The organism is Pullulanibacillus pueri (assembly GCF_014639255.1).
GTDB lineage: Bacteria > Bacillota > Bacilli > Bacillales > Sporolactobacillaceae > Pullulanibacillus > Pullulanibacillus pueri.
In genome coordinates this window covers 36,640-49,532 of sequence record NZ_BMFV01000020.1, presented here as the reverse complement: position 1 = coordinate 49,532, position 12,893 = coordinate 36,640, and the positions used below count along the sequence as shown (strand labels likewise).

Genomic DNA, 12,893 nt, shown 5'->3' with positions numbered 1-12,893 from the left:
AGCTGTGTATAAATGTGTAAAAGCCCACCAGTAAAAGGATTTTTGACAAAAAAGCTATTTTCCCGTCAAAATTCTCTCTATATTTCGCAAGTTGTACACATATTCCTGTGGATAATTGTGGATAACTTGTGGGTTGATACTGGATAATTTATGGATAACTTGTGAGTTATCCATAAAACGCTCCTATTCTTGGGGCGCCAGTAGTGATAAGCCCTGCACTGTTATATGACCGTTTATTAAATTTTGTATATCACGCATTGCTACTAGCTATTATTTCAGCTTGACCTTTTGTTATGTGGCCGACTTTTTTTAGGCGTCAGCACCTTCTTACGTGTGTATCCCCCCGTCTTTTGTTGGAGTCGCTCACCTTTTGTGAGTAACAGCCACAGGTTGCCCTCCTTATTTTTCTATCCAAAGGGGTGTTTTTGACATCTTATTTTAACTATGGATGAGGAAATACAAGCCTATTGACGTTTTTTGTTTTTAAAGAGGCTTTTAAACGATTCTTCGTGTTTGTAAAATATTTAAAAAAACACTATAATGGTTTTGTTGTGTTCGGATCTACTTTCAGGTGGCCTGAAGGTAATCTAATCATAAATGAGGTGTGATATTGAACGTACAGACAATTAAAGACAACTGGTTTTCTAACATCAAGAATGATGTTTTAGCCGGCATGACGGTTTCCTTTGCGCTCATTCCAGAAGCGATTGCTTTCTCTATTGCAGCGGGGGTTGACCCCATGGTTGGGCTTTATGCATCATTCATAATTCCAGTCATCCTTTCTTTCTTTGGTGGGCGTCCAGGGATGATTTCGGCAGCAACAGCGTCAGTAGCCATGCTTGTTGGTGTTTTAGTTAGTAAATACGGTGTCGAATATTTATTTGCCGCATCGATACTCGCAGGGATAATCCAAATGATTTTTGGGGCATTAAAATTCGGGAGGTTCATCACCTTTGTGCCACAGTCGGTTATGATTGGTTTTGTTAATGCACTCGCGATTATGATCTTTATGGCGCAGCTCGTCCATTTTCACGGTGCCTCATGGATCATGTATGCGATGGTTGCAGGTACACTCGCGATTATTTATATCCTTCCACGGTTTACCAAGGCTGCCCCTGCAGCGCTTATTGCAATTATTATTATGACTATTATTGAATACGCAACAGGTATTGATGTTAAAACTGTCGGTGATTTAGGTCACATGTCGAGCCATTTACCTTCCTTTCACCTTCCGTCGGTTCCACTCTCTTTACACATGTTAGCTGTTATTTTTCCTTATTCATTATCTATGGCGGTTGTGGGTTCTTTAGAGACATTAATGACTTCAACGGTTGTCGACGAATATACGGAAACGAAAAGTGATAAAAATAAAGAGGTCAGAGGTCTTGGTCTTGCTAACTTCGTCACTGGATTCTTTGGTGGTATGGCTGGGTGTGCGATGATTGGACAGTCGGTGATTAATGTTCAATCTGGCGGGCGCAAAAGGCTATCCACGTTTATCGCTGGAGCATTCTTAATGGTCCTTATCGTGGTACTCAGTCCTGTTGTTAAAAATGTGCCTATGGGGGCTCTTGTCGGTGTCATGTTTATGGTGTCTATTAATACTTTTGATTGGAAGTCACTCATAAACCTAAGAAAAATGCCGGTTGCAGAAGCTATCACGATGATTCTCACTGTTATTATTGTCGTGTTCACTAGTAACCTTGCCATTGGTGTTGGTGTGGGGGTCGTTATTAGTGCTCTTATCTTTGGCTGGCGGATTGCAAGGATTCATACAAGTGTTGGTGTTAATGAAGAGGGGATAAAAACTTATACTGTCTCTGGGCAAATGTTCTTTGGCACCATGAGTCATTTTGTTGAGACTTTCGAAGTGCGTAATGATCCGAACACAATTATTATCAACTTCGAACACTCTCACATTTGGGATCACTCGGCAGTGACCGGGATCTCTAAAGTTATTGAAAAATATAAGGCGCACAATAAGAGCGTTAAAATTGTTGGACTTAATGATGAAAGTAAAAATGTGATGAATAAAATTGGATTAGGAACATCAGGCCATTAATTGCAGGTAAGGATCTGTCATATAAAATTGACAGATCTTTATTTTTATTGCCATGAGAGGACGCCCGGATCTCCCGCAGCAAGCGAGGGTACTCCACTCAATAGCGAGACAAATACCCTAAAAAAGATTTGAAAAGCCAGACGCCCCTCGGAAATCCAGGTGGGTCTGGCTTGATTTGTTATGTTATGTACATATAGACTTGCGTCAAAATGCATTCAACTTAAGCTTCTTCAGCATCAGCAAGAGCAAACATAAAATCGGCTTCGCAAGCAATTTCGCCGTCTACTGTAGCGACACCGTGGCCTTTGCCCATGCTGCGGCGATACCGAGTGAGTTCCACTTCTAGTTTGAGTTGATCACCAGGCTTCACTTGGCGGCGAATCCGGCAGTTATCGATGCCCGTGAATAAAGCGAGGCGTCCTTTGTTTTCTTCCATAGTAAGGACCGTAATGCCACCGACTTGGGCGAGGGCCTCAATGACGAGAACACCTGGCATCACCGGATATTCAGGAAAATGGCCGTTGAAAAAATCTTCATTAGCTGTGACGTTCTTAAGCCCGACGGCACGCTTACCTGTTTCAAGTTCTAAAATACGGTCTACTAGTAAAAAAGGATAACGATGAGGTAGGATTTTTTTTATTTCGTCTATTGTTAGCATGTCTATTCCGCCTTTCCTTGTTCTATCATTTTTTTTAATCACATGGCAAAAGCGGCATAATAATAGGCCGCCATGTGAGAGAGTCATAAGAAAACTATAATCACCATCATCCTAGTGAGACGTGAATGGCTTCTATCATTAAGTCCCTTTAGTGACGAGATCTTTAATATGCTTCCATGTGTCGACATGGAACACATCCATTGGATTGCCTTTTCCAATCACACCATAGCCAATCATGGCGCCTACGGCAAGAGCTACAAAGGCTAAAACGATCAACAAAACGAGGCGAAGCCAAATCGGAAAGGCTCTGACCTTAAGCTGTTTTTTCTCTTTCCTTAAAGCCTTACGACGTTTTTGTCGCGTCGCCGCTTCTTCCTCTCCATTTTCACCATTTTCTGTTTGCTTTAACCCCTCGCGCTTGGCCGTTCGTGTTTCAACGGGCTGGGACTGGGACAAGGTTCCTGTCCCTATGTCCCCGGGTAAGGCGCCTGTTCCCATAGCGGCGGCAAGTTCGTTAGGGTTAAATTCACGTGTTTGGTCAACCGCTTCGTCACTAGGTTCGTCTTCATGATTTTGATCCGCAGTATGTATCGCTGGATAGCCTGCGTCTTTTTCCTCAGTAGTAAGTGCTTCATGGTCGCTGTCAGCTTCAGGCTGTACTTGTCGTCCATGATCATGATCTTCGGGCTTTGATGACGTGGGGTCATCATGTTTAGGACTGCCTAAATTCGACGTCTGGACAGGCTTTTCTTCATGAGTCATCGGAGGCTTCTCTTCGCCGGTTTTTGGCCTCTCGTCACTTGAATGCTGCGCGAGGTTTTTATTCGAATTGTTATCCTCTGAACCTTTTGCATTACTCATCATTAACATACTCCATTTTCCCCATAGTTGTTTACTGCTGTTGATTTTATCACAACAGACGAGAGCAACCACCCAAACACCCTAATCGCCATGATAGTCGGTGTGGTGGCAGCTGCCTCTGATGCCTGATGGTTTCCACCTTATCCCCATAAACTTTCCTTATCTCATTGAATTAATAAGGTTCATCATATCATCGGAAATACTGATGGCCCGTGCGTCAAACTGGTAAGACCTTTGCAAGTTTGTTAATTGTGTCATCTGGTCAGTGAGGTCAACATTAGAAGCTTCTAATGCGCCCTGCTGGACACTTCGATCGTCGGCATTCAGCTGATCAAAAACATCTGCTCGCGTTAAGCCGAGAGCATTAAGATCGGGCAAAGTAAAGGCACTATCCCCCATCGATTCTAATAACTGTGGATGTTTAATGCTGACTACCCCTAGCTGTCCAACATTGACAGTGTCTAACGTGCCTGGTCTTTGGGCAGTAATAGCCCCTGTATTTGACACCTTAATGTCCTTAAATTGCGCAGGTACTTGGATACGATTCCCTTGGTTATTCAAGACAAAAGACCCATCAGCCGTTACGAGATTCATAAGGTTCGCATTTTGTGCATCCTCTTGTAAATAGAATGCCCCATTCCGCGTATAACGGGTTTCAGCTCCCCCGTCATCATTCACTTGAATGGTAAAGAACTGATTCGGTTTCCCTAAGGCAAAATCTAAGGCGCGATCCGTTTTTTCAATACTGCCTTGGCTTGGATCGATCTGAGTGGCCGCAACTCTTGAACCACTTCCAAAACGCACGCCTAATGGCGATAGCCGTCCAAGATCTTGATTTTTATCGGGCTGTTCATTCATTGACTGAACGAGCAAACTCGAAAAAGATACGTTCCGACCTTTAAACCCCGTCGTATTTAGATTCGAGATATTATTTGAAATAACGTCCATACCTTTTTGCAACTGGCCCATAGACACAGCAGCAGTAATCATTGAACGATCCATGCGTTACCCTCCTTGGGATGTCTCTTCCCGTTTCGATTTAACTAACGGTTATTCAACTTGTCCGACTTTATTAGCTACAAGCTGCATGCTTTGGTCATAGGCTTTGAGCACTTGCTGATTCGCCTGAAAAGTTCTATAGGTGTTCATTAAATCTGTCATAGCCTCTTCAGGGGAGACGTTAGACTGTTCTAAAAAGCCTTGCTTGATACTATAGCCGATCTGTTGATTTCCCACCGCCGAAGGGAGAACCGCACCCTGCTCGCCTGCTTTATATAAACCGTTTCCTTCTTTAACCATTTGGGCAGAATTAGCCGCATAACCAATATTTAATTGCCCACTCACGCGACCATTATCGTAAACTGTACCATCTGAAGCCACTTGGAAATCCTCTGAGCTTACTGTGATTGGTCGGTTGTTTGTACCTAAAATCAAGTTGCCATCGGATGTCTCTAGGCGTCCCAAAGCATCCACACTAAGGTTTCCATTTCTCGTATACCGTGTGCTACCATCTGCTTGCTGAACCGTTAAAAATAGAGCGCCAGGTTGTCCGTTTTTTTGATCGGCTGGAACCTCTGTGGGCACTAACGCTAGGTCCGTCGATTTCCCCGTTTCATTCAATGTCCCCATTGAAAAATCAGGAATGCCTTCTTGGAGGTATACACCGGTTGATAGCCCGCCAAGGTTTTGGCTGGAAGACACGCCACTCAAGCGACTGATCAGCACATCCTTAAATGAACGTAAGCTGGTTTGGTCAGCCTTATATCCCGGTGTATTCGCATTCGCTATATCATTGGTCAGCACTTGCTGACGTTGCATTTGCGCCAGCATGCCACTAGCAGCCGTGTAGTATCCTCTTAACATCGGTTTTCTCCTTTATTTCAAAAGTTCTCTTGATAAAGCCGGGGACCTTTAGCTTAAGCTTGTCCACTCACTGAAGTACACATCTTGAGCGTTGCTTGCAAATGGCGTACGACGCTCGTTTTTCTTAAAAGTCCTTCAATGCATATATTTGTTTCTAAAAAGGATGGTCTAAGCTTGTCATCATGGATAAGGCCTTGGTGTAAGCCCAGTTTTTCTTAGTAGACAATTAGCTTAATTTTTTCTTTGGAAGCTTGTCCAAATGTTCAAGCATACGACCTGTGCCTTCAGCTACGCAGGTCATTGGATTCTCAGCGATAACAACAGGAACCTTTAATTGTTCCGCTAGCAGCTGATCAATACCATGAAGCAGTGCGCCACCGCCCGTTAAAATAATCCCTCGGTCAATAATATCGGCAGAGAGTTCTGGAGGCGTTCTTTCTAATACGTTTTTTGCAGCCTGTGTGATCGTATCCACAGGTTCTTGCAACGCCTTTTGGATTTCTTTGGAGGATATAGTAAGTGTTTTCGGTAGGCCTGACACCATATCTCGTCCACGAATGGTGATCTCCTCAGTACGCAAATCAGGAAAAGCTGTTGCAACCCCGATCTTGATATCTTCGGCAGTGCGTTCACCTATGAGAAGTTTATGCTCTCTTTTTATATAATTTAGAATTTCTTGGTCAAATGTATCTCCGGCAATTCGAGTAGATGTGGCGGTGACGATATCACCCATGGAAAGCACCGCAATATCGGTTGTGCCACCGCCAATATCTATAACCATGTTTCCACTTGGCTGAAAAATATCCATCCCAGCTCCAATCGCAGCAACTTTTGGTTCCTCTTCAAGATACACATGCTTACCACCACTTTTTTCTGCTGCTTCACGTATAGCCTTCTGCTCAACAGAGGTGATGTTTGTTGGCGTACAAATCAAGATCCGTGGCTTACTCATAAAGCCCTTCACTCTGATTTTATTGATAAAATACTTGAGCATAACTTCTGTGATTTCAAAATCAGCAATAACACCATCTCGGAGAGGTCTAATCGCCACAATATTTCCAGGTGTACGGCCGACCATGCGCCGTGCTTCTTCACCGACAGCAAGCGCTCTTCCCGTTTTGGTATCTATCGCAACAACGGATGGTTCGTTTAAAACAATCCCACGACCTTTTACATATATTAAAACATTGGCAGTGCCAAGGTCTATCCCAATGTCCCTTGAAAACATTCCTTATCCCCCTATAACGAGCCCTATTATTCGTCACACTTCGACTTATATCATCTTTTTATTTTAGCATATTTTTTCCCAATAGGGAGTCTTTTATTGAAAAAACTTGGATCACTACAATTTTAATTTCTACCAATAGTCTTCGGTATTCCAAGGGAAAGCGGGATCAGAAAAAGAGTGGGTGTGAAAGGTTATTGACCAACTTTTTCAACGGTATCTTCAGAGTCTTTTTTATACTTTATTCGTGTTGCTTCCCCTCCCCTTAGATGTCGGATTGATTTATGGAAATCAAGGACATCCTTCACCTCATTTGCTAAATCAGGGTTAATAATGGGGAGTCGCTCTGTAAGATCTTTGTGGACGGTACTTTTGGATACTCCAAACTCCTTAGCAATCACACGAACCGTCTTTTTCGTCTCCACGATATGCCTGCCTATCTTGATTGTTCGCTCTTTGATGTAATCATGCACACCACTCGCCTCCCAAAAATTTAAGACATGCAAAATGAGATAGGTGGCAGCAATAGGTCACTTACAATCCACCCTATAGCCCTCATTGCCTGCACAAACTCAGATCATTTTGTGAGTTTTGTAACATTTTATTAAACCGCTAACGGTTATATGCCTAAAACTCAGAAGGGACAAGGGTTTTTATATGATTTTTTATATAAGATTTTATTCAGACGGGCACTACACACGTGTTTGAGCTTCTAACGTCCTGCTTATTTTTTGAAATTTTCATTTTCCTTTTCCGAACATCTCCCTTCGATATCAGGTTAATTATTTGAAGCCATGTTCATGGGTTCTATGAGGGTTAAGCATTTTGGGGATGCGCCTATTTTTGAGGTTTTTACTATTCATGTGAAACCCTTTGTTTTAAGCCGGAGTCTATAGGGTAAATTTAGTCATAAATAACACCATTGGTTGGGGGCCAGCCCCCCTTGAAACTTATGTAAAAGGAAGTGAATCTTATGCCAACGATCATAAAACTTTTGATCCCTCTCTGCTTGCTTGTCCTCCCTCTTGCCGGCTGCGGTTCAAATAAGGATGCGAATAAAAACAGTGACCAAGCAACGGAGTCTCATGAAGGGACGAGTCAAACGAACCCTAACACAGGTAAAAGTGAGGCTGAAAACCAAGCGAAGGACACGCAAAACAACGCGGACAGCCAAACGGGGCAGTCATCATCCAGTGATTCCTCACAGGATGATCAAGGAGACAGCAGTCAAGACGCCCATCAAAGTTCTCCTCCCAAGACCATCCACCAAGCGATGGAGGATACGGCTCATGCTCTCAAAACCTCCGTACCCCTTATTCTCCCTACCGATGCTTCTCTTGCTGAGGGCACATATTTAACTTCGGTCACAAAATCTGAGAAGTGGTTCTATCAGGTGAAATTATATGAAGTTGATCAACCGACTGAGGTCAATAGTGGAGCGGCAGGAAAAGGGAAGTCAATTGGAACAGTCGAAGGAACAGAGTATAAAAATTCGGCAGCGGCGAAAAAGGCGATCACTCATTACTACCAGGTGGATCAGCCCAACATCGATCTTGGTCATAATATTAAAGGAGAAAGTAGCGCAGGCGCTGGCCATTCCTATATTATATGGAACGAAGGCAGATGGTCTCTAAGCATTGATACTCCGACTGACCCTGCCAACCAAACGACACAATTCGATACAGGAAAAACGCTAGCCAAAGAAATTGTCGATTATCTCGAAAGCCATACGCTTCCTGCACCACAATCCATCGGCTCGATTACCGTTCATGCTTGGAAAGACTCACCGAGCATTACAGTGTTTTGGCAGAACCACGAAATGACCTATAAAATAAGCAGTCAAACCGATCCTCTCGGAGTTTTAAAACTCGCAGTGTCTATGAAAGCTTTTTAATAGAAGGAAGTTGAAGTAAAAGTTTGAGGTAAGAAGGACCGGGCATAAAGCATGCCCGGTCCTCATTTAGTTGGACATTAAAAAGTTTTTTTACCAAAAAGGTTTGTCAGTATCAAGTGGATTGCAGCGGAAGACGCGAGATTCGGAACACTTAAACAAAGTGTGTTCCTCAGCGCCGCTGACTCACAGATGCCTAAACTAGAGTCCTTCGGGAACCGCACATGTCCGAAGATCCACTTGGGAAAATCGATTGTCATCCCAAGTTAGCAGAGGCCACTAAGGACGATCGGCTAAAAACGTCACGTCATTAAGGAACTTCGACTAAACCCGTCACGTCCGTGTGACAACGCCGAAGCTAGCACTTCCTGTGCGTCGAACGCCGACCCTACCCACATCGTGTGGGCATGAGGAAAGCGAGCGTTCTGAAGCGTAAATCCACACTCCTGATGACCAAAATTTTGTGCTTTCTTATTCCTTCAGAAAACTAGTCAAAGAGCAGAACAGCCCGTCTGTGTCTAGGCACTATGCATTTTTTATATCAAAAATGCAGCAGCAATAATCAAGTAGATTAGAGCGGAAAATGCGTGATGCCAGTGTCGCGAAACCGTGTCCTGAGATCCGTGCCCCTTGGATAAGTTAATGAACTGCCACTATGACCAAAGACAAACTGCACCTCCATTGTTTCTTAACACGGGAGTGCAGTTGATTTTTTTACTGGATGAATTTATACATGGATTGTCGTTTTATAGCTCGTTTTTCAGGTTCTCTTTGAAAACGGGCGCCACCCGACCGCTCTGGTGACCAATTTTTCTCTTCTCCTTCAAAACGGGCGCCACCCGACCGCTCTGGTGACCATTTTTTCTCTTCTCCTTCAAAACGGGCGCCACCCGCCTTCTCTGGTGACCATTTTTTCTCTTCTCCTTCAAAACGGGCGCCACCCGACCGCTCTGGTGACCGTTTTTTCTCTTCTCCTTCAAAACGGGCGCCACTCGCCTTCTCTGGTGACCGTTTTTTCTCTTCTCCTTCAAAACGGGCGCCACCTGCCCGCTCTGGTGACCAATTTTTCTCTTCTCCTTCAAAACGGGCGCCACTCGACCGCTCTGGTGACCAATTTTTCTCTTCTCCTTCAAAACGGGCGCCACTCGCCTTCTCTGGTGACCGGTTTTTCTCTTCTCCTTCAAAACGGGCGCCACCTGCCCGCTCTGGTGACCAATTTTTCTCTTCTCCTTCAAAACGGGCGCCACCCGACCGCTCTGATGACCATTTTTTCTCTTCTCCTTCAAAACGGGCGCCACCAGCCTTCTCTGGTGACCAATTTTTCTCTTCTCCTTCAAAACGGGCGCCACCCGACCGCTCTGGTGACCAATTTTTCTCTTCTCCTTCAAAACGGGCGCCACCTGCCCGCTCTGATGACCATTTTTTCTCTTCTCCTTCAAAACGGGCGCCACCCGCCTTCTCTGGTGACCGGTTTTTCTCTATATTGCTTTGACCGTTGCTATAGAAGGAGGGCCTGCAAGAGGCTTTAGCTGGCCATAAAGATAGCGCCGTAGCATAAGGAGCCTAAGATCACAAAGGCGGGATGAATCTTCAGCCTTTCGAGCAGGACAAAGCTGACAATGATTAAAAACACGGTCTGAAAGGCGCCGCCTTCCACAAAGGAGCTCCGAAGAAATTCATACGTCATGACCGCGAGTAACACCGCAATTGTTGGACGAATGAGCAGGGTTAATCGTTTGACCTTAGGTGACTTTTTAAAGCGATCTAATAGCTTCAAAAGCACGATCATCAATAGAATAGAGGGGGCAACAGTCGCTAACAACCCTATGACTAAACCCAAAATATTCCCTTGTTCAAACCCAATATAACCCGCCATTTTGGTTGCTATCGGTCCAGGCAGCGAATTTCCAAGTGCTAACACTCGACTAAATTCATTCACTGTTAACCAGTGATAATGTTGGACAACCTCATTCTCAATCAGCGGAATGGAAGCCGGACCTCCACCGTAGCCAACGATACCTGGAATGAAAAAGGCTAAGAAGATATGCCATAAATTAGCCATCTATAGACTTCCCCCTTTTCACTTCAGACTGCTGTGTCTTGTTCGGCATCACGAGGACATAAACGAGAAGCGCCAAGATCACAATGGCAGGATGGAGACCAACACCCTCCATTAACACAACACTGATGACAACCAAAACAATGGCTTTCCACCAGCCTAAGCCTTCTTTAGCCTTTGAAAAAAATTGCCAGGTTAATGTTGCTAGCATGACAGCAACAACAGGGACAACAGCATGCGTCATGCCCTTGACCCAGCCTTTATCTTGAAAGGTTAATAAGAAGGTTAATAGGATAACCATGAGGATAATCGTTGGAACGATCGTAGCGAATAACGCGACCAGCATACCAAAAAAACCCGCGATTCGCCAGCCAATGTATCCCGCCATCTTCGTTGCAATCGGTCCCGGTAAGGCATTGCCTAAGGCGAGCACATCCCCAAACTCATCATCCGTCATCCAACCATATTTATCGACGACTTCTTTATGAACAAGTGGGATGGAGGAGGGGCCTCCACCGTATCCCAGAAGACCGACGCGTAAGAATGCTAGACAGAGATGCCAAAGCGTCATATACACCAAACTCTCTTTTTTATCTTTTTAAGAACTGCAAATCTATTGACCTTAATATCGCGCGCTCCTACCAAGCGGCAATATGTCCATCGGTTCGCGACTCTGTACCCCCGACAAGGGACCCTGTTTCTTGGTCATACCAAATGATTTGCCCACGACCAAAACCATTCGGTTCAAGGGCAATCCGGATATCATGCCCTCGGTCTGCTAATGCTTGGGCGAGATGGTGTGGAAAAGTTGGTTCTACTTCCACCGTTTTATCACGCATCCACTGCCAACGGGGCGCATCGAGTGCCGCTTGGGGATGAAGCTGAAAATCTATCGTATTCATGATTACCTGCAAATGGCCTTGAGGCTGCATAAAGCCGCCCATGACCCCAAAAGGACCGATGGGCTGCCCTTCTTGAGTTAAAAAGCCAGGAATAATTGTATGATAAGTGCGTTTTCCAGGGGTTAAAGCATTTTCATGATTCGGATCCATTGAAAAGTTGTGGCCACGGTTTTGCAGTGCAATCCCTGTGCCTGGGATGACGATACCAGAACCAAAGCCCATATAATTACTTTGGATAAAGGACACCATATTGCCTTCGCCATCGGCCGTTGCTAGATAGACTGTGCCGCCTTTTGGCGGTTCACCTGCTGCTGGAGTTAGTGCGTCTTCGCCTATTAACGCCCGTCTTGTCGCCCCATACTCTTTTGATAGTAATCCTTCAATGGATTGCTTCATAAAGCGTCCATCAGTAATATATTTATTTCCATCGGCGAAGGCGAGCTTCAAAGCTTCAATTTGCTTATGGAATGTCTCCACATGGTCCTTTTCAGGAAAATCCAAGTCTTGGAGAATATTCAGTGCCATTAAAGCGATAAGCCCTTGACCATTGGGGGGGATCTCCCAAACATCATATCCTTTATAATGGATGGAAATCGGTTTAACCCATTCCGGGGAAAAGGCCGCTAAATCCTCTTTCCTTATAAAACCATTGTACTTGCGGGAAAAGGCATCTATTTTATCTGCTAATGCCCCTCTATAGAAGGATTCAGCCTCTGTGTCTGCGATCTCGCGCAAGGTTTTAGCATGGTCAGGGGACTGCCACATCTCTCCGACTTTAGGCGCTCTGCCCTTTGGCGCAAATGTTTCAAACCAATGAGAAAAGACCTCATCCGTTAAGCGCTGCTTAAATGAGCGATAAGCCCTGCCCCAAAACTTTCCAAGAACCGGCGATAAAGGATAACCTTCTTCAGCATAGCGAATTGCAGGAGCCAGTGTCTCACGCAAAGGCAGGCGACCAAATGTACGGGAGCATTCTGCCCAAGCAGCCGGTGCGCCCGGGACTGTGACGGGCGTCAAACCATGTGCAGGCATTGTTTCGTGGCCCCTGGCTTTGACAGCTTCGATGGAGAGCTCTTGAGGGGCTGGCCCACTTGCGTTTAAGCCGTGCAAAGCCCCTTTTGTCCAAATTAATGCAAAGGCATCGCTACCGATCCCGTTCGAAGTGGGTTCTACCACCGTTAGACAGGCGGCTGTGGCGATCGCGGCATCAATCGCATTTCCTCCCTTTTGCAAAATTTCTAGTCCCGCTTGTGCCGCAAGGGGTTGCGACGTAGCCACCATCCCGTTTTTCGCATAAACAGGGCCGCGTTTCATAGCATAGGGATGACAATTAGGATCAAATCCCAACATACTTCCACTCCTCTCAATGATT

General features: G+C 45.0%; 12 protein-coding genes. 2 read left to right on the top strand and 10 right to left on the bottom strand.

The window, feature by feature from the left end:
• The first annotated feature begins 610 nt into the window (after positions 1–610).
• Complete coding sequence (locus tag IEV91_RS13105) at positions 611–2,062, top strand: SulP family inorganic anion transporter (RefSeq protein WP_188497866.1); 1,452 nt, start codon at positions 611–613, stop codon at positions 2,060–2,062.
• A gap of 220 nt (positions 2,063–2,282) precedes the next feature.
• Here the strand turns inward: IEV91_RS13105 and fabZ are convergent, their stop codons facing one another.
• From fabZ to spoIIID, 6 genes are all read right to left on the bottom strand, one after another.
• Entirely contained in the window at positions 2,283–2,720 is a 438-nt protein-coding gene (gene fabZ, locus IEV91_RS13100) for a 3-hydroxyacyl-ACP dehydratase FabZ (protein ID WP_188497865.1), read from the bottom strand.
• A gap of 138 nt (positions 2,721–2,858) precedes the next feature.
• Entirely contained in the window at positions 2,859–3,584 is a 726-nt protein-coding gene (locus tag IEV91_RS21740) for a DNA-directed RNA polymerase subunit beta (protein ID WP_229745589.1), read from the bottom strand.
• Between the two features lie 156 nt (positions 3,585–3,740).
• Positions 3,741–4,583 carry a flagellar hook-basal body protein gene (locus IEV91_RS13090; protein WP_188497864.1) on the bottom strand — a complete coding sequence of 281 codons (843 nt, stop codon included), beginning with the start codon at positions 4,581–4,583 and terminating at the stop codon, positions 3,741–3,743.
• Positions 4,584–4,631: 48 nt separating this feature from the next.
• Positions 4,632–5,444, bottom strand: coding sequence for a flagellar hook-basal body protein (locus IEV91_RS13085; RefSeq protein ID WP_188497863.1), 813 nt, complete (start codon positions 5,442–5,444; stop codon positions 4,632–4,634).
• Between the two features lie 226 nt (positions 5,445–5,670).
• Positions 5,671–6,672: a rod shape-determining protein gene (locus IEV91_RS13080; RefSeq protein ID WP_188497862.1), complete on the bottom strand. Its 1,002-nt coding sequence runs from the start codon at positions 6,670–6,672 to the stop codon at positions 5,671–5,673.
• 191 nt (positions 6,673–6,863) lie between these two features.
• Positions 6,864–7,142 carry a sporulation transcriptional regulator SpoIIID gene (spoIIID, locus tag IEV91_RS13075; RefSeq protein ID WP_188497861.1) on the bottom strand — a complete coding sequence of 93 codons (279 nt, stop codon included), beginning with the start codon at positions 7,140–7,142 and terminating at the stop codon, positions 6,864–6,866.
• 500 nt (positions 7,143–7,642) lie between these two features.
• On the opposite strand from spoIIID, the gene IEV91_RS13070 reads away from it, so the two are divergent.
• The gene (locus IEV91_RS13070) at positions 7,643–8,563 is read left to right on the top strand and encodes a hypothetical protein (RefSeq protein WP_188497860.1); all 921 of its coding nucleotides are present in this window, start codon (positions 7,643–7,645) and stop codon (positions 8,561–8,563) included.
• A 743-nt stretch (positions 8,564–9,306) separates the two neighbouring features.
• Here IEV91_RS13070 and IEV91_RS13065 read toward each other — a convergent pair.
• From IEV91_RS13065 to IEV91_RS13050, 4 genes are all read right to left on the bottom strand, one after another.
• Complete coding sequence (locus IEV91_RS13065; protein ID WP_188497859.1) at positions 9,307–9,999, bottom strand: hypothetical protein; 693 nt, start codon at positions 9,997–9,999, stop codon at positions 9,307–9,309.
• Positions 10,000–10,085: 86 nt separating this feature from the next.
• Positions 10,086–10,622 (bottom strand): chromate transporter, encoded by a 537-nt coding sequence (locus IEV91_RS13060; RefSeq protein ID WP_188497858.1) that lies wholly within the window; start codon positions 10,620–10,622, stop codon positions 10,086–10,088.
• Entirely contained in the window at positions 10,615–11,190 is a 576-nt protein-coding gene (locus IEV91_RS13055; protein ID WP_188497857.1) for a chromate transporter, read from the bottom strand. Before IEV91_RS13055 ends, IEV91_RS13060 begins: the two co-directional genes overlap by 8 nt.
• Before the next feature lie 67 nt (positions 11,191–11,257).
• A complete protein-coding gene (locus IEV91_RS13050; protein WP_188497856.1) occupies positions 11,258–12,871 on the bottom strand; it encodes a gamma-glutamyltransferase family protein in 1,614 nt (537 codons plus the stop codon).
• Between the last annotated feature and the right edge of the window lie 22 nt (positions 12,872–12,893).